Origin of the sequence: Roseibium sp. Sym1, from assembly GCF_027359675.1 — a bacterium.
In the GTDB taxonomy this organism is placed as follows: Bacteria; Pseudomonadota; Alphaproteobacteria; order Rhizobiales; family Stappiaceae; genus Roseibium.
On record NZ_CP114786.1, the window covers coordinates 4760925 to 4782092 of the forward strand.

The 21168-nt window shown below is 60.8% G+C and carries 16 protein-coding genes; 13 read left to right on the top strand and 3 right to left on the bottom strand.

Annotated features, from left to right (window positions below; genetic code table 11):
- Positions 1–49: 49 nt before the first annotated feature.
- The 12 genes from pyrH to lpxB all read left to right on the top strand — a co-directional run bounded on the left by pyrH (position 50) and on the right by lpxB (position 12713).
- On the top strand, positions 50–769 hold the full coding sequence (gene pyrH, locus O6760_RS21770) for a UMP kinase (RefSeq protein ID WP_269581774.1): 720 nt from the start codon (positions 50–52) through the stop codon (positions 767–769).
- A 191-nt stretch (positions 770–960) separates the two neighbouring features.
- On the top strand, positions 961–1524 hold the full coding sequence (frr, locus tag O6760_RS21775) for a ribosome recycling factor (RefSeq protein WP_269581775.1): 564 nt from the start codon (positions 961–963) through the stop codon (positions 1522–1524).
- A gap of 36 nt (positions 1525–1560) precedes the next feature.
- Positions 1561–2328: an isoprenyl transferase gene (locus O6760_RS21780; RefSeq protein ID WP_269581776.1), complete on the top strand. Its 768-nt coding sequence runs from the start codon at positions 1561–1563 to the stop codon at positions 2326–2328.
- A gap of 15 nt (positions 2329–2343) precedes the next feature.
- A complete protein-coding gene (locus tag O6760_RS21785) occupies positions 2344–3186 on the top strand; it encodes a phosphatidate cytidylyltransferase (protein WP_269581777.1) in 843 nt (280 codons plus the stop codon).
- A gap of 16 nt (positions 3187–3202) precedes the next feature.
- Complete coding sequence (locus O6760_RS21790) at positions 3203–4408, top strand: 1-deoxy-D-xylulose-5-phosphate reductoisomerase (protein ID WP_269581778.1); 1206 nt, start codon at positions 3203–3205, stop codon at positions 4406–4408.
- A gap of 106 nt (positions 4409–4514) precedes the next feature.
- Entirely contained in the window at positions 4515–5657 is a 1143-nt protein-coding gene (gene rseP / locus O6760_RS21795; protein ID WP_269581779.1) for an RIP metalloprotease RseP, read from the top strand.
- A 164-nt stretch (positions 5658–5821) separates the two neighbouring features.
- Positions 5822–8203 (top strand): outer membrane protein assembly factor BamA, encoded by a 2382-nt coding sequence (gene bamA / locus O6760_RS21800; RefSeq protein WP_269581780.1) that lies wholly within the window; start codon positions 5822–5824, stop codon positions 8201–8203.
- A 78-nt stretch (positions 8204–8281) separates the two neighbouring features.
- Positions 8282–9319 (top strand): UDP-3-O-(3-hydroxymyristoyl)glucosamine N-acyltransferase, encoded by a 1038-nt coding sequence (gene lpxD, locus O6760_RS21805; protein WP_269581781.1) that lies wholly within the window; start codon positions 8282–8284, stop codon positions 9317–9319.
- Positions 9320–9374: 55 nt separating this feature from the next.
- Positions 9375–9839: a 3-hydroxyacyl-ACP dehydratase FabZ gene (fabZ, locus tag O6760_RS21810; protein WP_269581782.1), complete on the top strand. Its 465-nt coding sequence runs from the start codon at positions 9375–9377 to the stop codon at positions 9837–9839.
- A gap of 6 nt (positions 9840–9845) precedes the next feature.
- A complete protein-coding gene (lpxA, locus tag O6760_RS21815) occupies positions 9846–10643 on the top strand; it encodes an acyl-ACP--UDP-N-acetylglucosamine O-acyltransferase (protein ID WP_269581783.1) in 798 nt (265 codons plus the stop codon).
- A gap of 28 nt (positions 10644–10671) precedes the next feature.
- Positions 10672–11526: an LpxI family protein gene (locus O6760_RS21820; RefSeq protein WP_269581784.1), complete on the top strand. Its 855-nt coding sequence runs from the start codon at positions 10672–10674 to the stop codon at positions 11524–11526.
- The gene (lpxB, locus tag O6760_RS21825; protein ID WP_269581785.1) at positions 11523–12713 is read left to right on the top strand and encodes a lipid-A-disaccharide synthase; all 1191 of its coding nucleotides are present in this window, start codon (positions 11523–11525) and stop codon (positions 12711–12713) included. Before O6760_RS21820 ends, lpxB begins: the two co-directional genes overlap by 4 nt.
- Positions 12714–12822: 109 nt before the next feature.
- Here lpxB and O6760_RS21830 read toward each other — a convergent pair whose 3' ends face one another.
- From O6760_RS21830 to gltX, 3 genes are all read right to left on the bottom strand, one after another.
- Positions 12823–15249, bottom strand: coding sequence for a methyl-accepting chemotaxis protein (locus tag O6760_RS21830; protein WP_269581786.1), 2427 nt, complete (start codon positions 15247–15249; stop codon positions 12823–12825).
- 411 nt (positions 15250–15660) lie between these two features.
- Positions 15661–16953: a citrate synthase gene (gene gltA / locus O6760_RS21835; protein ID WP_248150830.1), complete on the bottom strand. Its 1293-nt coding sequence runs from the start codon at positions 16951–16953 to the stop codon at positions 15661–15663.
- Between the two features lie 236 nt (positions 16954–17189).
- Positions 17190–18614 (bottom strand): glutamate--tRNA ligase, encoded by a 1425-nt coding sequence (gene gltX / locus O6760_RS21840; RefSeq protein ID WP_269581787.1) that lies wholly within the window; start codon positions 18612–18614, stop codon positions 17190–17192.
- A gap of 133 nt (positions 18615–18747) precedes the next feature.
- Between gltX and O6760_RS21845 the strand changes: the two genes are divergently transcribed.
- Positions 18748–21156 (top strand): ComEC/Rec2 family competence protein, encoded by a 2409-nt coding sequence (locus tag O6760_RS21845; RefSeq protein ID WP_269581788.1) that lies wholly within the window; start codon positions 18748–18750, stop codon positions 21154–21156.
- Positions 21157–21168: the final 12 nt, after the last annotated feature.

Sequence of the window (21168 nt, forward strand, 5' to 3'; positions counted from 1 at the left end):
CAAGTCCGGCGCTTTTTTTTTAGAAAGACAATTTTTAAAGGGTGCACCCATGACGAATTCCTTGCGCTGGAAACGGATCCTTCTGAAACTCTCCGGCGAGGCGCTGATGGGCTCGCAGGCTTTTGGAATTGACCCGGCCATCGTGCAAAGGATCGCCAAGGAAATTGCCGACGCGGTGGCCCTCGGCGCCCAAGTCGGCGTCGTCGTCGGCGGGGGCAACATCTTCCGCGGTGTAGCCGTGGCGGCCAAGGGTGGCAACCGGGTCACCGGCGACCACATGGGCATGCTCGCGACCATCATGAACAGCCTGACCCTGGCCGATGCCCTGCGCCGCCTGAAGGTCAATGCCCGTGTCCTGTCGGCGGTTTCCGTCCCGTCCATCTGCGAGACGTTCTCCCAGCGTGTTGCCGACCGCTACATGGAAGATGGCGATGTGATCATCTTTGCCGGCGGCACCGGCAACCCGTTCTTCACCACGGACAGCGGTGCGGCCCTGCGCGCGGCGGAAATGAAATGCGACGCCTTCCTGAAGGGCACGCAGGTGGACGGCGTCTACTCGGAGGACCCCAAGGTCAATCCCGATGCCGAGCGCTATGAGACACTCGGCTACGAGGAAGTCATCACGCGCAACCTGAAAGTCATGGACACAACCGCCATTGCGCTGGCGCGCGACAATTCCATTCCGGTTATCGTGTTTTCGATCCATTCGCCCGGAGCGCTTGTCAGCGTCCTTCAGGAGACCGGTACCTACACAGTCGTGGGTGACTGAAAGATTTAGGCTCATTCCCGGCACAAGCTCTTGTGTTTCGGCACGTTTATGCCATGTTGGCGCGCGCCGAGACTCTCGGGTCTGTTGAAAACCTGGACCGGGTCGTGCTTAGGATATGACCCACGCGCGCTGGACACGGTCCGGTTCCGAAGCGACCCGAATTCGCCAAGCAAAAATACAGTGAGGAAAAAATGTCGGTAGAAGGTGTGGACCTGGACGATCTCAAGCGCCGAATGCAGGGAGCTCTGTCGGTGTTGAAGACCGAATTTGCCGGCCTGCGGACAGGCCGCGCGTCCGCTTCCATGATGGACCCGATTTCCGTCGATGCCTATGGCCAGGCCATGCCGATCAACCAGGTTGCAACGGTCTCCGTTCCCGAGCCGCGCATGCTTGCGGTCCAGGTCTGGGACAAGTCCATGGTGGCCGCTGTTGAAAAGGCGATCCGCGAATCGAACCTGGGTCTCAACCCGGTCGTCGATGGCCAGCTGCTGCGTCTGCCGATTCCCGAGCTCAACCAGGAACGCCGCCAGGAGCTGATCAAGGTCGCTCACAAATATGCCGAAAATGCCAAGGTGGCGATCCGTCACGTGCGCCGCGACGGCATGGACGACGCCAAGAAGGCCGAAAAGGACGGCGAGATCTCCCAGGATGACAGCCGGGTGGCCTCCGACGAGGTGCAGAAGCTCACCGACCAGATGATCGGCGAAGTCGATGCGATGCTCGAAAAGAAAGAACAGGAAATTTCTCAGGTCTGATCGTTCCGGACCTGACCCTGTGAATTGGGAGAGCAAATGAGCGTCAGCCCGGACCGCGACCTGCAAGCGCAAGCGACGGACGATACCGTCGCCAAGCTGCCGCGTCATGTTGCCTTCATCATGGATGGCAACGGACGCTGGGCGACAGCACGCGGTCTGCCAAGGACGGAAGGACATCGGCAAGGGCTTGAAACGCTACGCAAGATTATCCGCCATGCCGGCAAGGTCGGTGTCGAAGTCGTCACTATCTACAGTTTTTCCTCGGAGAACTGGAGCCGCCCGGAAACGGAAGTGTCCTTCCTGATGGGGCTGCTGCGCCGCTTCGTCCAACGGGACCTGAGCGAACTGCATGAAGCCAATGTGCGCATTCGCATCATTGGCGGGCGAAAAGATCTGGACAAGGGTATCCTCACGCTTCTGCAGGAGGCGGAGGAGCTGACACGCGACAATTCCGGTCTTGAGCTGGTGGTTGCGTTCAACTACGGCTCCAGGGACGAGATCGTGCGCGCCGCGCAGGCCTTGTCGGAAAAGGTGGCGGCGGGGGAAATGCGTCCCGAAGACGTCACCGAAAGCGCCATTGCCGGGGCTCTGGACACAAGCGGTCTGCCCGATCCTGATCTCATTATCCGCACGAGCGGCGAAATGCGGCTGTCGAATTTTCTGCTCTGGCAGGCGGCCTATTCCGAATTCTATTTCTGCGATCAACTGTGGCCGGACTTCGACGAAGCCGCGTTTGATCAGGCACTCGACTGTTTCGGCGCGCGTGAGCGGCGATATGGTGGCCTGAGCGCCAAGACGTTCTGACGTCTGGCTGGCATCATGGCACAGGAAGATCCCCCCTCGAAAAAAATGTCCGACCTGGGAGTGAGACTGGCGTCCGCACTGGTTCTGGGGCCGCTCGTTCTTGGTCTCGCCTACCTGGGCGGGATCGTCTTCAGCCTGCTCATGCTGGTCGTGACAATGCTGTTCCTGTGGGAGTGGTTCACCATTACCGGAACGCCACTGAAGTCGGCGGCATCGCTTGCCGGACAGGGGGGGCTGGTGGCTCTAGCAGTCTTGCACGTGGCCGGACAGCCGGAGATCGGCCTTGGTGTCATGCTGTTGGGGGCGTTTGCCGTTTTCGCAATCAGCGGATTTTCCAAATCGGGCCGCTGGGGCGTGGAAGGCACCATCTACAGTGGTCTGGCCCTCTTTTCGTTCCTGGCCTTGCGGGATGGCAGCAATGGCCTTGTCGTCACGTTCTTTCTTCTGTTTGTGGTCTGGGCAACCGACATCTTCGCCTATTTCACGGGCCGTGCTCTCGGGGGGCCGAAGCTCTGGAAACGGGTCTCGCCCAAGAAGACGTGGTCCGGCGCGACCGGCGGTCTTGTGCTTGCCACGATCTTCGGAACAGGTGTCGCCTATGTGACCGGCGAGAACAACCTTCTGGCCTGGGCCCTGCTGGCTGCCGTTCTTTCCATTGTCTCCCAGGCGGGTGATCTCCTGGAATCGGCCATAAAGCGCCGGTTTGAGGTCAAGGATTCCAGCAGGCTCATTCCCGGACATGGCGGCATCATGGACCGCATAGACGGGCTGGTTGCGGCCGCCATCGTCGCGGTCCTCGCCGGCCTGATTTCCGGGGGCACCTTGTCAGACCCGATCGCGGGGCTTGGCCTGAGCTGAGTTTGGAGTAATGCCGATGGCGGGTGCACCCGCGTATAACGACAGCAAGGATGTGGTCAGGATCACCGTTCTGGGAGCAACCGGGTCTATCGGCCAGAGTCTCGCGGACCTGATCGAACGCAATCCGGACCGGTTCGAGGTCGTTGCCCTTGTTGCCAACAGCAACGCCGATCTTCTGGCCGAAATGGCGAGAAAGCTCAGGGCTGGGGCAGCCATCCTGGCCGAAGAGTCGCGTCTCGGCGAGTTGACGGAACGCCTGCAGGGAACCGGCATCGAGGTATCTGCGGGCGAGGCCGCGGTTCTGGAAGCCGTCGACCGGGAGACGGATCTTGTTGTCGGCGCCATTGTCGGGTCCGCCGGTCTGAAACCGACCATGGCAGCGATCCGGCCCGGCCGGCGTATCGCGCTTGCCAACAAGGAATGCCTCGTTTGCGCCGGCGATCTTTTCATGGCCAGGGTCCGGGAGACCGGTGCGGAACTGCTGCCGGTCGACAGCGAGCACAATGCGATTTTCCAGGTGTTCGAGGCCGAGCGTGCCGATCAGGTCGAGAAGGTGATCCTGACCGCGTCAGGCGGTCCTTTCAGGACGTTTTCCAAGGCGGACATGGCCGGCGTGACGCCGGAACAGGCCTTGAAACATCCCAACTGGGACATGGGCGCCAGGATCACGATCGACAGCGCCAGCATGATGAACAAGGGCTTTGAAGTCATTGAAGCCTCGCATCTTTTTCCTGTCTCTCACGATCAGCTCGGCGTTCTCGTCCATCCGCAATCGGTGGTGCACGGGCTGGTTCAATACAGGGACGGGTCCTTGCTGGCGCAGCTCGGCAGTCCGGACATGCGCACGCCGATCGCCCATTGTCTCGCCTATCCCGAACGGATGCCGGTACCGGTCAGGCGGCTTGATCTCGCGGAAATCTCGCAGCTGACTTTCGAGGCGCCGGATCTGGACCGGTTTCCAGCACTCCGGATTGCCCTGGACGCCATGAAGACGGGGAGCGGTGCTCCGGCCGTCGTCAATGCAGTGGACGAGATCGCCGTGGCGGCTTTCCTTGCCCGCCAGGCAGGCTTTATGGACATCCCCGCCGCCATTGAAGCTGTTCTGGAACAGCTTGACAGCGAAAACGCGCTTGCCGCGGTGGACAGTGTCGAGGACGTCCTGGCGCTCGACCATCTGGCCAGGGTCAGAGCCGCGAAGTGGATCAATTCCAGGTGTTCATAGCGTTGACAGGACGCGAAAAAATCGGGCTCACCATTAACACGCCGTAATTTTCCTTTTAGTACAGTGCAACGGAACAATCCTGGCTGCGCTGGATCGGACACCCTTCATGGACCTTCTTCTCTCCGCATATACCCTCATTGTCGGCACCATCATTCCATTTCTGTTCGTGCTGACAATCGTGGTGTTTTTTCATGAACTTGGGCATTTTGCCGTCGCGCGCTGGTGCAACGTCAAGGTCGACGCCTTTTCCGTCGGTTTCGGCCGGGAACTTTTTGGCCGGACGGACAGAAAAGGCACCAGGTGGAAGCTTTGCTGGATTCCCCTTGGCGGTTACGTGAAGTTTGCCGGCGATGAAAACTCTGCCAGCGTACCGAGCCGGGAACTGATTGCCCAGATGAGCGAAGAGGACCGCAAAACCGCCTTCATCGCCAAGCCGGTCTGGCAAAGGGCGGCCGTGGTGGCGGCCGGACCGCTTGCGAATTTTGTCCTGGCCATCTGCATCTTCGCTGCTCTGTTTGTCGCCATCGGCAAACAGGGGCTTCGGCCTGTCGTGGAAGAGGTCTTCGCAGGTGGCGCCGCGGATCGTGGCGGTATCCAGTCCGGGGATGTCATTACGGAGATCGATGGGCGGCAGATCCAGACATTCAGCGAATTGCGCCAGGTCGTCCTCATGAACGCCGACACGCCGCTCGTATTCGAGGTGGATCGAGACGGCAAACCGGTCACGCTGACCGTGACGCCGGACGCCAAGGAAAAGGAAGTCTTTTTCGGTGAACGGCAGATGGCGGGCGATATCGGGCTGCGCGGTCTGGCGACCCCCGAAAACGTGGTCCTGATCAAATACGGTCCTCTCGAGGCCGTGGCTGAAGGGGGCAGGGAGACCTGGCGGATCATCGAGGGCACTGTCAGCTATGTCTGGGGCGTGATCACGCAACGCAAGTCCGCCGACCAACTGGGAGGCCCGATCCGGGTGGCACAGATTTCCGGTCAGGTCGCAGACCTCGGCATTCTGCCGCTGATATCCCTGACCGCCGTGCTGTCGGTCAGCATCGGCCTGATCAACCTTGCTCCGGTGCCGATTCTCGACGGCGGGCACCTGGTCTATTTCGCTGCCGAAGCCCTGCGCGGCCGGCCTTTGAGCGAGCGGGTTCAGGATGTCGGCTTCCGCATCGGACTGGGATTGGTTCTGATGTTGATGGTCTTTGTCACCTGGAAAGATATCATGCGGCTGGTCGGCACCGATTCATGACAGCCGTGACATTGACGCAACGTCTTCAGACTAAATCGCTTTCAGTCCGGAAGGGCGGTTGCGTTATCGGTAAAAACCTATAAAACACTCGTCGGTTCCGAGAATCTGCTGGGGTAAGTGCGGATTCCCGGGAGGGGTATTAAAAACAAAGGCATAGCGCAATAATGCAGCGATTGCAGAAACTTACACGGGCCGTTCTGCTTGCGGCAGCCATTTTTTCGATCGGTTCGGCCGTACCGCAGGGCTTTGGTCCTGTGTCTCTGGTTTCCGAGGCCCATGCGGCGGTTGCGCGGAGCATTCAGGTCAACGGCAACACCCGTGTCGAAGATGAAACCGTCATCAGTTACATGACCATCGTGCCCGGGCGCTCCTATAGTGCCTTCGATGTCGACGAGAGCCTGAAGGCCCTCTACGCGACGGGCCTGTTTGCCACGGTAGACATTACCCCGCGTGGCGGAACGGTGGTTGTTACGGTTACCGAGAACCCGATCATCAATCGCGTTTCCTTCGAGGGTAACCGCAAGATCAACGATGAGGCACTTGAAACCGCGGTGCGTTCGCAGCCGCGTTCCATGCTGTCCCGTGCCAAGGTTCAGGCCGACGTCCAGAATATTCTGGAGGCCTATCGCCGCTCCGGGCGCTACGGCGCATCCGTCGAGCCGCAGTTCATCGACCGCGGTCAGAACCGCGTCGACCTGGTCTTCGAAATCAATGAAGGCGCCAAGACCGGCGTTGAGCGGATCAGCTTTATCGGCAATCATTCCTTCAGCGATGGCCGTCTTCGTGACGTGATCCGCACGCGGGAAAGCGGTCTGCTGAGCTGGCTTCGCAGCACTGACACCTACGATCCGGACCGTTTGGCGGCGGATGAGGAATTGCTGCGCCGCTACTACAACAAAAAAGGCTTTGCCGATTTCCGGATCGTTTCCGTCAGTGCGGATCTCGATCGCGAGCAGAACATCTTCTACGTGACATTTACCGTCGACGAAGGTGAGAAATACGAAATCGGTGATGTCGAGATCGTTTCGACGATCCCCGATGTCGATCCTGACGAGTTGCGCCGCCTGGTGCGTACCAAGAGCGGGCGCACGTTCAACTCCCTGCGGGTTGAGCAAACGGTCGAGGACATCACTCTGCGCGTCTCGGAAGAAGGCTATGCATTCGCCCGCGTCCGTCCGCGGGGAGCGCGCGACTACGACAACAACACGATTTCCCTGATCTACTACATCGAGGAAGGTCCGCGGGCCTATGTTGAGCGCATCAACATCATCGGCAACGACCGGACCCGCGAATATGTCATTCGCCGCGAGTTCGACCTTGCCGAAGGTGATGCCTTCAACCGTGCGCTGGTCGACAAGGCGGAGCGGCGCCTGCGCAATCTCGGTTTCTTCGAGAATGTCTCGGTCACCACACAGCAGGGCAGTTCACCCGACCGTGTGATCGTCAATGTCCGCGTCGAGGAAAAGCCGACCGGTGAAATCTCCTTCGGTGTCGGCTATTCGACGGTTGACGGTGTCATCGGCGACATCTCGCTCACGGAAAAGAACTTCCTCGGCCGTGGCCAGTTCGTGAAGATCGCCGTTGGCGGCGGCACGGACACGCAGTCCTACGAGTTCCGTTTCGTTGAACCGTTCTTCATGGGCCGCCGTGTGGCGCTGGATCTCGACTTGTACCGCAAGGTGGATGATGCCAACGACTACCGATCGTTCGATCAGAAGAGGACCGGCGGCGGGTTTGGTTTCACTCTGCCGCTCCGTGAAGAGGAACTGACCGTTCGTCTGTTCTACAACATCTTCCAGGAAGAGAACTCGGATCCGAACAACGTCTCCACGAGCATCAACAACTGTAATACGAACAGCCTGTCCCTGGCGGTTTGTGACTCGCTCGGTACCTATCTGACGTCGCTTGTCGGTTACGAGCTTCGCTACAACACGCTGGATCGCAATCTTGACCCGTCCGACGGCTTCTACGCTTCGTTCGGTCAGGAAGTCGCGGGTCTCGGTGGCGACAGCTTCTACATCAAGACGGAAGCCCAGGCGCGTGCCTACAAGGAAATCCTGGCGGACTACGGTCTCGTTGGCAGCGTTTCGGTGCGCGGCGGAAACATCTTCGCCCTTGGCGACGAGCGGTTGCGGGTGTCCGAGCAGTTCATGCTGGGTGGCAATCTTGTCCGGGGTTTCGAAAACCAGGGCATCGGTCCGCGTGACGCGACGACCGGCGATGCCATCGGTGGCCGCTTCTTCTTCGCAGCGTCTGCTGAAACCCGGTTCCCGTTCCCGGCCATTCCGAAGGAATTCGGCCTGAGCGGCGCGGTGTTTGCCGATGCGGGCTCGCTGTGGGACGCGGACAGCGGCCTGGTCAACCTGGTCCAGAACAATGGCGGACGGATCGATTCCGACGACTTCAATATCCGTGCATCGGTGGGTGCGGGTATCCGCTGGAAATCTCCGTTTGGACCGCTGCGGGCTGACTTCGCCTACCCGCTGGTCAAGGACGATGCCGACAAGACACAGGTATTCCGGTTGAGCGGCGGTACACGCTTCTAAACCGCGGTCAGATGCGATAAAAACGGCCGCCGGCATGATCGGCGGCCGTTTTTGTTGGCTGGCAACAAGGATAAAAGCATGTCCGAGCCGATTTTTTTCAAAACACCCGTTCCGGTAAAATTGAGTGAAGTCGCTTCCTGGGCGGAAGCCGACATCATGCGTGGCGAACCCGACCTTGAGATCACCGGCGTCGCTCCGCTGGAAGACGCCGGTCCGGGGATGCTGGTCTTCTTCGACAATACGGCCTATCTCAAGCAGCTTGAGGCCACCACGGCAGCAGCGTGCCTGGTCGGAAAACGGCACAAGGACAAGGTGCCCGAAGGGGTGGCGGTCCTGGTTTGCACCGACGCATATCGTTCCTGGGCGAAAGTGCTTGCCAATCTCTATCCGGAAGCAATGCAGCCGCGGGACCCCGTCGGCGCAAGCATTTCGGAGCGTGCGAGTATCGATCCGGAAGCAATCCTGGAAGACGAGGTGACCGTTGAAGCCGGTGTGGTGATTGGCGCGGGTGCCGAGATTGGTGCAGGTACGGTTATCCGTGCCAATGCCGTTATCGGGCGCGGCGTGAAGATTGGCCGTGATTGCGTTATCGGGCCGAATTCCACAGTGCAGCACTCGGTTCTCGGCAACCGTGTCTATCTGCATCCCGGCGTGTGTTGCGGCCAGGACGGGTTCGGTTATGCCATGGGGCCGCAAGGCCATCTGAAGGTGCCGCAGGTCGGCAGGGTGATTATTCAGGATGATGTCGAGATTGGCGCCAACACGACGATCGACCGGGGAGCAAACCGGGACACAATGATCGGCGAGGGGACCAAGATCGATAACCAGGTCCAGATCGGTCACAATGTCGTAGTCGGCCGCCACTGCGTGCTGGTGTCCCAGGTCGGTCTGTCGGGAAGCTGTACTCTGGAAGACTTCGTTGCCATCGGCGGCCAGACGGGCGTGCGCGGTCACGTGACGATCGGCATGGGATCCCAGGTCGCGGCGGTAAGTGTCGTCAATGATGACCTGCCCGCAGGAGGCCGCTACGGCGGCACGCCCGCAAAGCCGGTGAAGCAGTGGTTCCGTGAGGTCGCTGCGGTCAGAAAACTTGCAGAGCGCGGCGGCGGATCGTAAACGGTAATTTGAACGAGCAATGACTTTGCGGCAGTAACGCGCCCAGGGGTATTTTATGGAAGACGCAGAAAACAAGACACTTGCCAGCGCAGACATCATGAAGATCATGAAGTTGCTGCCGCATCGTTATCCTTTCCTTCTGATCGACAAGATCATTGAGATGGACGGTGACAACAGCTGCATTGGTATCAAGAACGTCACCATCAACGAGCCTCATTTTACAGGTCACTTCCCGGAACGCCCCGTGTTTCCCGGAGTGTTGCTGATCGAGGCGATGGCCCAGACCGCGGGCGCGCTGTGCGTGCATGCCCGAGGCGATGACGCGCCGCCGCAGCTGGTCTATTTCATGACCATCGACAAGGCGAAGTTCCGCAAGCCCGTGGAGCCGGGTGACCAGGTTCACTTCCATGTCAAGAAAATCAAGCAGCGTTCGAATATCTGGAAGTTCGACGCCGTGGCCCTGGTCGACGGGACCAAGGTTGCAGAGGCGGAAGTCAGCGCAATGCTGGTAGATGCGTGAGGATGTATGACTGAAATTCATTCAACGGCCATTGTCGAAGACGGGGCCGTTATCGGCGAGAATGTGCGTATCGGGCCATATTGCGTTGTCGGTCCCGACGTGAAACTCGCCGACGGTGTCATCCTGGAAGCGCATGTTGCCGTCGCCGGCCATACGACCATCGGGCCGGCTACCCACATCTTTCCTTTCGCAAGCATTGGCCACAAGCCGCAGGATCTGAAATTTGCCGGCGAGGTGACCCGTCTGGAAATCGGCGCCAACAATCAGATCCGTGAACACGTGACGATGAATCCCGGCACGGAAGGCGGCGGCGGCGTGACCCGGGTCGGCGACAATTGCCTGTTCATGGTCGGGGCCCATGTCGGTCACGATTGTCAGGTCGGAAATCATGCCATTCTCGCCAACAATGCGACCTTGGCGGGCCATGTGGAACTGGACGATTTCGTGATTCTGGGTGGGCTGAGTGCCGTGCGCCAGTGGTCCCGGATCGGCACCGGGGCCATCGTTGGTGGCATGACCGGTGTGGAATTCGACGTGATACCGTACGGCTCGGTTATCGGTGACCGGGCACGTCTGGCAGGGCTGAACCTGATCGGACTGAAACGCAAGGGGCTGCCACGCGAACAGATCCACGCGCTGCGCGCGGCCTATCGGGCGCTCTTCGAAGTCGAGGACGGAACCTTGCGCAGCCGGGCGGAAGCTGTCGCCGCGGAGACCGGGGATCAGCCGCTGGTCAAGACGGTCACGGATTTCATCCTGGAAAAGGAAGACCGGAGGTTCTGTACGCCGCGCAGCGAAGACTGACACCATGTCCGGGGGTACGCAGGGAACCATGCCTCGCATTGCCCTGATAGCGGGCAATGGTACGCTGCCGTGTCAGATTGCGGACGGCCTGGCCGCCTCTGGACGGGATTTCCGGATCGTCGCCATCAAGGGCGAGGCGGATCAACACACCCGGGCACGGGCTGACACCCAGCTTGGCTGGGGGGAAATAGGCCGCCTGTACAGGTTTCTGCAACAGACGGACTGCCGGGAAGTCCTGCTCATCGGCGGTGTGTCGAAACGGCCCGACTTTGCTTCCATCTTGGGGGATTTCGGGACCTTGAAGCGTCTGCCGACGATCATTCGGGCATTGGCGGGCGGTGACGACAGCCTGCTCACCAAGGTGATCCGTCTGTTTGAAGACGAGGGGTATCGCGTCGTGGGGATCAAGGATGTGGCACCGCAATTGCTGGCCGCAAGCGGTGTGCTGGGCAGCATTCGTCCGAAAGCGGACGATTGGGGTGACGTCGAGTTGGCGCTCAAGGCAACAGAGAAACTGGGAGAACTGGACATCGGTCAGGCGGCCGTAGCCGTCGGTGGACGCGTCGTCGCGCTTGAAGGCGCGGAAGGAACGGATGCGATGCTGGAGCGCTGTGCGGAACTCAGGCGGATCGGTCGGATCCGCTCCAGGGGGCGCGCCGGCGTGCTGGTCAAGACGGCCAAGCCGAACCAGGACCTCAGGGTGGATCTGCCCGCGGTCGGGCCTCGAACCGTCGACCTGGCAGTGTCGGCCGGCCTGGCGGGCATTGCCGTGGAGGCCAGTGGCGCCCTGATTGCGGAGCGTGATGAAACGATCCGCAAGGCGGATCAGGCAAAACTCTTCCTGATCGGTATTGACCGGTCGGCGGATCTGGACCCGGCATGAACGGACGCATGCCGACAATCTGCATTGTTGCCGGTGAGGAATCAGGCGATCAGCTTGGATCAGAGCTGATCCACGCTCTGAACGAGCGCCTGGGGGAGGGTGTTCGCTATTGTGGCGTCGGCGGCGAGAAGATGACTTCGCTCGGGCTGACCAGCTTTTTCGACATGTCAGATGTATCGGTCATGGGGCTGTCGGCCGTGCTGGCCCGGCTGCCATTGATCGTGCGCAGGGTGTACCAGACAGTTGATGCCGTGATTGCCGCCAGGCCGGATGTGCTTGTCATCGTCGACAGTCCGGATTTCACCCACAACGTCGCCAAACGCGTGCGCAAACGTGCGCCGGATATTCCGATCGTCGGCTACGTATCGCCGTCCGTCTGGGCCTGGCGCCCGGGCCGTGCCCGCAAGATGCGCGTCTATGTAGATGAATTGCTCGCGCTCCTGCCCTTTGAACCCGATGCGCACCGGAGCCTGGGGGGGCCGAGAACCCATTATGTCGGACATCCGTTGAGCGAGAAGGCCGGGGAACTCAGGCCGGCCGCCGGCGAACGGGGTGGACTGGAGGCCGCGGAACGCGTTCTGCTGGTGTTGCCGGGCAGCCGGCGCAGCGAGATCGATCGCCTGTTGCCGGTCTTTGGGGAGACAATCGCTCTGGTCTGCCGGAGCCTGCCGGACGTGAAGGTCGTTCTGCCGGCGGTGACGCACCTGGAGGATAGGATTCGACAAGATGTTGCGACATGGCGGGTGAAGCCTGAGATCGTGACCGGGCAGGACGCCAAGAGACGCGCCTTCCGGCAGGCCCACGCTGCGCTCGCGGCGTCCGGAACCGTGTCGCTGGAACTGGCACTCTCCGGTGTGCCGATGGTGGTTGCCTACAAGGTCGACTGGTTTTTCCGGCGTCTCAAGGATCTGAACCGGATATTCAAATTCGCCAGCGTTGACTCCTTCGTCCTGCCGAACATCATTCTGGGCAGCAAGGCAATTCCGGAGTTCCTTGACGACCAGGTGAAGCCCGAAGTTCTTTCGGATCACCTCGTGAGGCTGCTTTCGGCCGGACCGGAACGGGATCGGCAGATGGCGGAACTCACACGACTCGACAGCGTGATGCAGTTGCCCGACGGCTACAGCCAGCGGGGGGCCGCGGCAGACGTGGTGCTTCGAGCCATGAAATTCGCACAGGCCGGATAGCCCTCAGGTTCACGAGATGGTGGCCGGACGAGGGGATACTTCTTCATTTCAAAAAGGATTCCCCCGGACGGGATCGGTCCGGGGGCACGCTGACCGGCGCCAGGTTGCGCTAAGCGTTGGCGACTTTGTCGAGGAACAGGTTGACTTCCTGTTTGAGCGTGTCGGTCTTCTGGGACACCTCGCTCGACGCCCCCAGGACAAGATTTGCGTTCTGGCTGGTCTGCGCGACGGCCTGCGAGAGGTCCGACATGTTGGTCTTGACCGACCCGGTGCCTTCGGCCGCCCGTTGAACATTGACCGAAATCTCGTTGGTCGCGGCGCCCTGCTGCTCGACGGCGGCGGCGATGGTCGAGGTGTATTCGTTGACCTCGTCCATGGTCCGGGTGATCGCCTCGATCGCGGTCACGGCGTCCTTCGTGGCCCCCTGTATTTCGGAAATCTGGGAAGAAATCTCTTCCGTTGCCCTTGAGGTCTGGGTGGCCAGTTCCTTCACTTCGGCCGCGACAACCGCGAATCCCTTGCCGGCTTCACCTGCACGGGCCGCCTCGATGGTTGCGTTTAGCGCCAGAAGATTTGTCTGTTCGGCGATTGCCTGGATAAGGCTGACGACTTCACCGATCTTGGTGGCGGCGGTGGACAGGCCCTGAACCTTTTCGTTGGTGACCTGGGTTCCTTCCGTGGCGCGGTCCACCACCTGGGTGGTCTGGTTGACCTGGCGGGAGATTTCCGCGATCGATGCGGCCAGTTCCTCCGCGGCGCTTGCAACTGTCTGGACATTCCGGGTGGCTTCGTCCGTCACGCCGTAGGTGCTTTCCGCGAGGCTGGAATTCTGACTTGCTATCGTGCTGAGATCCTGCGCGGTGCCGTCCAGCGTATGGGCGGTTTCCGCCACCGAGCCGAGCACCTCTGTGGCCTTTTCACGAAACTCGGATATCAGGGATTCGACCCTTGACTGGCGTTCAGCCCGCATCTGCTGTTCCTGCTCCGTTTCGGACTGCAGCCGGATGCGTTCGACCGCATTGTCGCGGAACACCTGCAAGGTTCGGCTCATGTCGCCGACTTCATCGCCACGATCGGTTCCGTCAATCACGACATCCGTGTTGCCCTCAGCAAGGCGCGACATGGTTTCGGTGGTTCTGCGCAGCGGACGGGTGACGGCGAAATTCAGGGCGACGGCCATGCCGACACCCGCAAGCACGGCTGCGAGAAGCGCCAGGGTGATCACGCCAAGGGCGCTGGCGCTCGACGCCTGGGCGGCCGCGCCCTGATCCGCCGAGATTTTGGAAATCTGTGCCTGGACCGTCTGGGACAGGTCCTTCATGGTTTCGATCTGGTCACCCAGCTGAAACTGGTTGGAGGCCAGTTCGGAGAAGCTTGCCGCGAACGAGTCGATCGAAGACTTGACCGGCGGGACCTGGTCCGCAATAGCCGGAAAATCCTTGGCGCTTTTTTCCAGGCGGCTGGCAAGCTTGTTCAACCCGTCTATGCCCTCTGCGACGGAGGCCTTGGTCGTTTCGTCCGGAGTCAGCATGAAGTAGAATGCGGAAGCCTTGACGGCATTGGCGTCCGCTTCGATCTGCATGACCGTGTCCGCGGCGCTGTCGACGACATAAAAGCGCTGGTTGATCTCGTCCGCCTGGGCGTAGACATTGTCGATAGCGACATTTGCCTGGGAGCGGATTTCCTTCACGCTTGTTACGATTACGTCAAAACCGGCCTTGCCCGCATCCGTGAGGTCGAAGATCTCGATGTAATCCTTGGTCTGGGACAGCTTGTCGAGCGTCTGTTCGAGTTCGGCGGTCTTGGCCGCGAGCTGTGAGAACTTGCCGGGGTCGACGCCTTCAAAGCTGTTTGCCGCCATCTGTTTGGCGGACGGGACCAGGGCCGCGACACGCTTCTTGATGTCCGCCAGTTGTTTTGCGTTGTTTGCGGCCGCGTTGAAGAGGTTTTGCAGCGTCAGGGCTTCTTCCTGGAAGCCGGCAGCGGCCTGACCGACCTTGTTGGCGAGGACCAGCGTCTTGCGGGCATTGGTTTCGTCCTGGCTGACCCCGTCCCGGGCCATCAGGGATTTGCCGAGGATCTGGGAAGCGGCTTGCTCCAGGTTCCGGACAGCGGTTTCAAGCTGTGCCTTTTTCTCCGACTGGGTCTGGGTGAACCCGACCACCTTCTCGAAAGCTTTGCGGAAATCGCTCACCGCCGACGAAGCTTCGGTAACGGCGACCCTGGCCCCTGAATCCGCTTTGAGCTGGGTTTCGAGCACACCCAGTTCCTCGCGCAACGTGCTGATATCGACGATGGCGGCATCGGCAGCCTGCAAGTCCTGGGTGGACAGGAAATCCTCCCGCTTGCTAGCCAGGTTCTGCAGCTGGGCGATGGTGGAGGTTGACTGTTTGGCAATTTCCATCCGTTCCGACAGCGTCATGACGCTGTAGGCGCCAACACCACCGACAATTCCGGTGAGCGCGACGACCGCTGCAAAGCTGCCTCCGACCTTGACGCCAAGCTTCATGTCAGACGCAAATTTCAGGAAATTCATATTAGCCCCTCAAGATCCCGAGCGCGTTTCGCGCGAACTTGTTGCAACGTATGCTATGGGGAGAGTCCTTATTATTTGTAAAAGAGTGATAAATATTAGAATGTAAAAGTAAAAAAATATATTTGGTGCAAATAATACGCAAAAGTAGTTGTTAAACTAAAAAAATAGTAGAGAGGCGCGCAGGTTGATGGACGTTTTCCTCTCGTTCAGTTTTGCTGCCGAGAGACTTTGCCGAAGTCTTATTCGCCGATAACTGGGTCCCGAATACTCTGTTCGCGAATGCGCCGATCGCCGGAAATTCATTTCTTGAGTTCCGGTCTGTTCCGTTAGGGCAAAATGACAACGCCCCCGGAAAACCGGGGGCGTTCTGAAACATTCCAATTCGTCCCGCCGTCGCCACGGCGGCCGTGATCAGCGGCGCTGATCGATCGGCGTGTAGTCGCGCAGCTTTGCTCCTGTATAAAGCTGACGCGGGCGGCCGATACGCTGGGACGGATCTTCCACCATTTCCTTCCACTGCGCGATCCAGCCAACGGTGCGGGCCAGTGCGAAGAGAACGGTGAACATGGTGGTCGGGAAGCCGAGGGCCCGAAGCGTGATACCCGAATAGAAATCGATGTTCGGATAGAGCTTCTTATCGACGAAATATTCGTCGTTGAGCGCGATCTTCTCCAGCTCCATGGCAACGTCCAGAAGCGGATCGTCCTTGATGCCGAGCTCGCCAAGAACCTCGTGTGTGGTCTTCTGCATGATGCGGGCACGCGGGTCGTAATTCTTGTAGACCCGGTGGCCGAAGCCCATCAGACGGAACGGATCGTTCTTGTCCTTCGCGCGGGCGACAAATTCCGGAATCCGGTCGACGGAGCCAATTTCCGACAGCATGTTGAGCGCGGCTTCGTTCGCCCCGCCATGGGCCGGGCCCCAGAGGCAGGCAATGCCGGCGGCAATGCAGGCAAACGGATTCGCGCCCGAGGAGCCGGCAAGGCGGACGGTCGAAGTCGACGCGTTCTGTTCATGGTCGGCATGCAGGATGAAGATGCGGTCCATGGCACGGGCCAGGACAGGATTCACCTTGTATTCTTCGCAAGGGACGGCGAAACACATGTGCAGGAAGTTGGCGGCATAGCCGAGATCGTTGCGCGGATACACGAACGGCTGTCCGACATGGTACTTGTAGGCCATGGCGGCAATTGTCGGCATCTTGGCGATCATGCGCAGCGAGGCAACCATGCGCTGATGCGGATCCGTGATATCGGTGCTGTCGTGATAGAAGGCGGACAGGGCACCGACGGTGCCGACCATGACGGCCATCGGGTGCGCGTCGCGGCGGAAACCGGAGAAGAACCGGTTCATCTGCTCGTGGATCATCGTGTGATAGGTGACCCGACTGACGAAATCGTCCTTCTGCGCCTTGGTCGGCAACTCACCGTACAGAAGCAGGTAGCAGGATTCCAGAAAGTCGCCGTGATCGGCGAGCTGTTCGATCGGATATCCGCGATACAGGAGCGTGCCTTCGTCACCGTCGATATAGGTGATCTTGGATTCGCACGATGCGGTTGAGGTGAAACCAGGGTCGTAGGTGAACATGCCCGTGTCCTTGTACAAGGACGAGATGTTCACGACAGACGGTCCGATGGATCCGTCAAGTACGTCGAAATCGTGGGCGTTGCCACCGACGTTGAGCTTGGCGTTGTTGTCGGCCATTCAGAAACCCCTCTGCGTTAACCGGGTGCACCGTCCTTGTTTCTACCCCTTCGGGAAAGGGGTCCGTTTCCGGTTGTCGGACGGCACGGGAGACATTTTCGCGTCTTGCGTAGCCCATTTACCGCACTGCCGCAAGCTGGCCGATATAACGCTTTGGTCAAAGAAGGTTTTCGTCGGCTTCGGGGCTGCCCGATGCAGGCAAAAGTGCGCAACGGGCAGCGGTTTGCGTGAGGCGGTCAGGCGGCCTGATCCTTGATCCGGGCCAGGGATTCCTCGCGTCCGAGTGCGATCAGCACATCATAGATGCCGGGAGAAGTACCGCGGCCGGTCAAGGCGGCGCGAAGCGGCTGGGCGACCTTGCCGAGCTTCAGTTCCTTTTGCTCCGCATAAGCCTTTACAGCCGTTTCAAGCGGTTCTGCCACCCAGTCGGAGATGCCGGACAACACGCCGTGAAGGTCGCCAAGGATGGCCCTGGCGTCATCGTCCAGGATCTTCTGGGCCTTCTCGTCCGTATCGAGCGGCCGCTGGCGCCACAGATAGGAAGCGCTCTCGGTAAGTTCCACCAGGGTCTTGGCGCGCTCCTTCAGGCCGGGCAGCGCAGCGAGGGCCACCTGCTCGTTGGCAGGGGTGGTCATCCAGCTAAGCACCGCTTCACCGTTGTCGGCGTGGGCGAGGTAGATCTTCCAGTGATCCAGCAGCTCCGCGTCATCCGTCGCGCGCATGTAGTGACCGTTGAGGTTTTCCAGCTTCTTGAAGTCAAAGCGCGCGGCGGACTGGCCGACGGCATCCATGCCGAACCACTTGATCATGTCTTCAAGGGAAATGATTTCCTCGTCGCCATGACTCCAGCCGAGACGCGCGAGATAGTTGCGCATCGCCTGCGGCAGGTAACCCATGGCCCGGTAGGTTTCTGCTCCGGTGGCCCCGTGGCGCTTGGACAGTTTCGCACCGTCCGGACCGTGGATCAGCGGAATATGCGCCATGGCCGGAACGTCCCAGCCGAGGGCCTTGAAGATCAGGGTCTGCCGGGCGGCGTTGGTGAGGTGATCGACACCCCGGATGATATGCGTGACGCCCATGTCGTGGTCGTCGACGACCACTGCGAGCATGTAGGTCGGTGTGCCGTCGGACCGCATCAGCACGAAGTCGTCGAGATCCTTGTTCGGGATTACCACGCGGCCCTGGACCATGTCATCAACCACGGTCTCGCCTTCCTGGGGCGCCTTGATGCGGATGACCGGATCGACGCCGGCAGGTGCCTGCGAGGCATCCTTGTCCCGCCATGTGCCGTCATAGCGCGGCGGTTTGCCTTCGGCACGGGCCTTCTCGCGCATGGCGTCGAGTTCTTCCGGCGTGGAGTAGCAGCGGTAGGCGGTGCCGTCGGCGAGCATCTGGTCGACAACTTCCTTGTGCCGGTCGACCCGTGCGAATTGCGAGATCGGGTCACCGTCCCAGTCGAGACCGAGCCAGGTCAGGCCGTCCAGGATGGCGTCGACCGCTTCCTGTGTCGAGCGGGCCCGGTCCGTGTCCTCGATACGCAGCAACATCTTGCCGCCGAAGTGCTTTGAAAAGAGCCAGTTGAACAGGGCGGTGCGGGCGCCGCCAATGTGCAGGAAACCGGTCGGGGACGGAGCGAAACGCGTGACGATGTCTTGTGCCATGGTGCTTTTTGAAAGTCTCTGTCAGAATGGCGGCGCTGAAAGCGCCTGATTGGTGGCGCGGTCTTAGCACAGGCATCGGCGCGGCTAAATAGGCTGCGCGCCCGATTCTCGTGCGCGGCAATGAGGAGAAGTGTTGGCAGCGGGGGCATATCCTTCGACCGACAATGACAACCGTCCGGAAACGGTTACCCTCGAGGCACAAAATTCCGAAATAGCCCACGAGTTTTCCTCCAGGCCGATGAAGCGCTCCGTGTCGCTGGCCGGCCTGCTGTTAAAGCGCTCCGCCGCCCTGTCGTCGGCATCTGCGGACGAGGACCGGTTCCGGGACGAGCAGGGCCTGTTGTGGTGCGCCTTCGCCTTTGCCGCGGGGATTGCGGTCTATGTCATTCTGCCGGTGGAGCCGTCATGGATCGCCTTGGCACTTGTCCTGTGCGGAACGGTGCTGGGCGCGCTTGCCGCATTTCGCCGACAGGGAGCCGCCGGGTGGCAGGTCCTGCTCCTGCTTGCCTTCCTGTGCGGATGCGCTGCCGGGGCCATGCGGACGGCAGGTGTTGATGCGCCCAGGCTGGCCGAGCCCATGAATGCCGAGCTGACCGGGCAGGTGCTGGAGTGGCAGGGCGGTCCGAAACAAGGCCGGCTCGTCCTGGCGGTCGAGACCGTCAATGGGCATACGGCCTCCCGGCGCGGTTTTCCCGAAAGGGTTCGCTTGCGCGTTCCTAGAGGAAGTGACGCAGGGGTCGGTGATCGCGTGCGCATGAGGACGCGGTTGTTTCCACCGCCGGGACCGGTTCATCCCGGTGGCTACGACTTTTCCTTCCGGGCCTATTTCTCGCGCATCGGTGCCACTGGCTTCAGTTTCGGGCCGCCGGAGAACCTCGGCCCTGCCCGGGAAGCGTCCGGCTTGCAGGCCGCAGCCCTGGTTGCTCAGCTGCGCAGGCATCTTGCCGAGCGTGTTCGCGGCAGTCTGGAAGAGGGACCCGAGGCAGCCCTGATTGTCGCCGTACTGGTTGGTGACCGAGGCGGTATCGGCGAAGCACAGGAGGAAGATCTGCGCGCCGCCGGGCTGGCGCATATCCTGGCCATTTCCGGTCTGCACATGGCGCTTTTTTCCGGAGGTACCTACGGCGCCGCACTGTTGCTGCTGGCGCTTGTTCCTTCGCTTCCGCTGCGCTGGCCGACCCATAAATGGGCGGCGCTCGCTGCGCTTGCCGCCGCAGTTGTCTACCTGCTGCTCTCCGGTGCGGGCGTGGCGACGCAGCGGTCGTTCCTGATGATTGCGCTTGTCTTTCTCGGGATATTGGTCGGCCGCCGCGGATTGACGCTGCGCAGCGTCGCCCTGGCGGGGCTGGTCCTGCTTGTGCTGGCGCCGGAGCGGCTGTTCTTTCCCGGGTTTCAGATGTCTTTCGCGGCGGTGATCTGCCTGGTGGCGGTCTACGATCTCTGGCGCCGCCGTGAACGTGGCCTGGACATCCGGCCGGAACAACAAGGTGTTGCTGCCGGGCTGCTGCGATTTGCCGGCCGGTGGGCGGCTGGACTTTTTGTTACGGCCCTGGTCGCCGGCCTGGCCACCGGGATCATCGGGGCACATCATTTCGGGCGGGTGGCGCCTTACGGCCTGATCGGCAACATGCTCGGCATGCCGGTTTTCTCACTTCTCGTCATGCCGATGGGCGTTCTGGCGCTCGCCCTGATGCCGTTTGGCCTGGCCGCCGGCCCGTTGTGGGTGATGTCCCAGGGCGTTTCGCTTCTGTTGAAGATTGCACATTTCACCGCCGGGCTTGATGCGGGCAACGGCGCGTTCGGGAAACTGGATGGCGGCGCGGCGTCTCTGCTGATGGCGGCCCTGTTTTCCGGGCTTCTTCTTCCGGGGCGCAAGCGGTTCGCGGCGGTGCTGCCGCTCGTCGCCGGATTGTATCTGGCAGGCCAGTCTCGTCCGCCCGATGTGCAGATTTCAGCTTCGGGAAATCGCCTTGCCGCCCGCGACGCGGGCGGGCAACTGCGTTTTGCGGGCAGAACCAACTCGTTTGTGAATGATCTCTGGTTCCAGGTTGAAGGCGTGTCGGGAGATGCGATCAAATCGCGCAAGATGACATCACCCCAAAGGCAATGTGACCGGGAAGGTTGCGTTGTCAGGGCCCACCGGATTGCCTCGGATCACGATGGCCCGGAGCCGGTGGACGGCCCACTGGTCATTGCGGTTCCGCGCAGGCTGGAGGCGCTGGAAGCCGATTGCCGCTATGCCGATATCATCGTAAGCGATCTAATCGCTCCGGGTGCCTGTGGCGCCGGCCTCATCATCGATCAGAAACTGCGGTCGATGCGTGGCGCGGTGTCCATCTGGTTGAAGCACAGGGAAACCGGACCCGACCCGCCTGATGCTGTCCCGGCGAGCGAAGACAGGTCAGGCTCAAGCGAAACGGTTCGCAGGTTCAAGCCGGCTATCGAGCGCATGGTCTTTGCCATACCGGATCCACCGCGCCCATGGCACAGGCCTGGCTCCGTCACGCGTCAAAGCCTGCGCTCTGCGATCCGCGACGAGTAAGGTCAAGCGCCA

Bases quoted from the DNA above. Each gene is read 5' to 3' on its own strand.
- rseP (WP_269581779.1), top strand. From the start codon at position 4,515: ATGGACCTTCTTCTCTCCGCATATACCCTCATTGTCGGCACCATCATT.
- fabZ (WP_269581782.1), top strand. From the start codon at position 9,375: ATGGAAGACGCAGAAAACAAGACACTTGCCAGCGCAGACATCATGAAG.
- lpxA (WP_269581783.1), top strand. From the start codon at position 9,846: ATGACTGAAATTCATTCAACGGCCATTGTCGAAGACGGGGCCGTTATC.
- O6760_RS21830 (WP_269581786.1), bottom strand. From the start codon at position 15,249: ATGAATTTCCTGAAATTTGCGTCTGACATGAAGCTTGGCGTCAAGGTC.
- lpxB (WP_269581785.1), top strand. From the start codon at position 11,523: ATGAACGGACGCATGCCGACAATCTGCATTGTTGCCGGTGAGGAATCA.
- gltX (WP_269581787.1), bottom strand. From the start codon at position 18,614: ATGGCACAAGACATCGTCACGCGTTTCGCTCCGTCCCCGACCGGTTTC.
- frr (WP_269581775.1), top strand. From the start codon at position 961: ATGTCGGTAGAAGGTGTGGACCTGGACGATCTCAAGCGCCGAATGCAG.
- lpxD (WP_269581781.1), top strand. From the start codon at position 8,282: ATGTCCGAGCCGATTTTTTTCAAAACACCCGTTCCGGTAAAATTGAGT.
- gltA (WP_248150830.1), bottom strand. From the start codon at position 16,953: ATGGCCGACAACAACGCCAAGCTCAACGTCGGTGGCAACGCCCACGAT.
- pyrH (WP_269581774.1), top strand. From the start codon at position 50: ATGACGAATTCCTTGCGCTGGAAACGGATCCTTCTGAAACTCTCCGGC.
- bamA (WP_269581780.1), top strand. From the start codon at position 5,822: ATGCAGCGATTGCAGAAACTTACACGGGCCGTTCTGCTTGCGGCAGCC.
- O6760_RS21790 (WP_269581778.1), top strand. From the start codon at position 3,203: ATGGCGGGTGCACCCGCGTATAACGACAGCAAGGATGTGGTCAGGATC.
- O6760_RS21780 (WP_269581776.1), top strand. From the start codon at position 1,561: ATGAGCGTCAGCCCGGACCGCGACCTGCAAGCGCAAGCGACGGACGAT.
- O6760_RS21785 (WP_269581777.1), top strand. From the start codon at position 2,344: ATGGCACAGGAAGATCCCCCCTCGAAAAAAATGTCCGACCTGGGAGTG.
- O6760_RS21820 (WP_269581784.1), top strand. From the start codon at position 10,672: ATGCCTCGCATTGCCCTGATAGCGGGCAATGGTACGCTGCCGTGTCAG.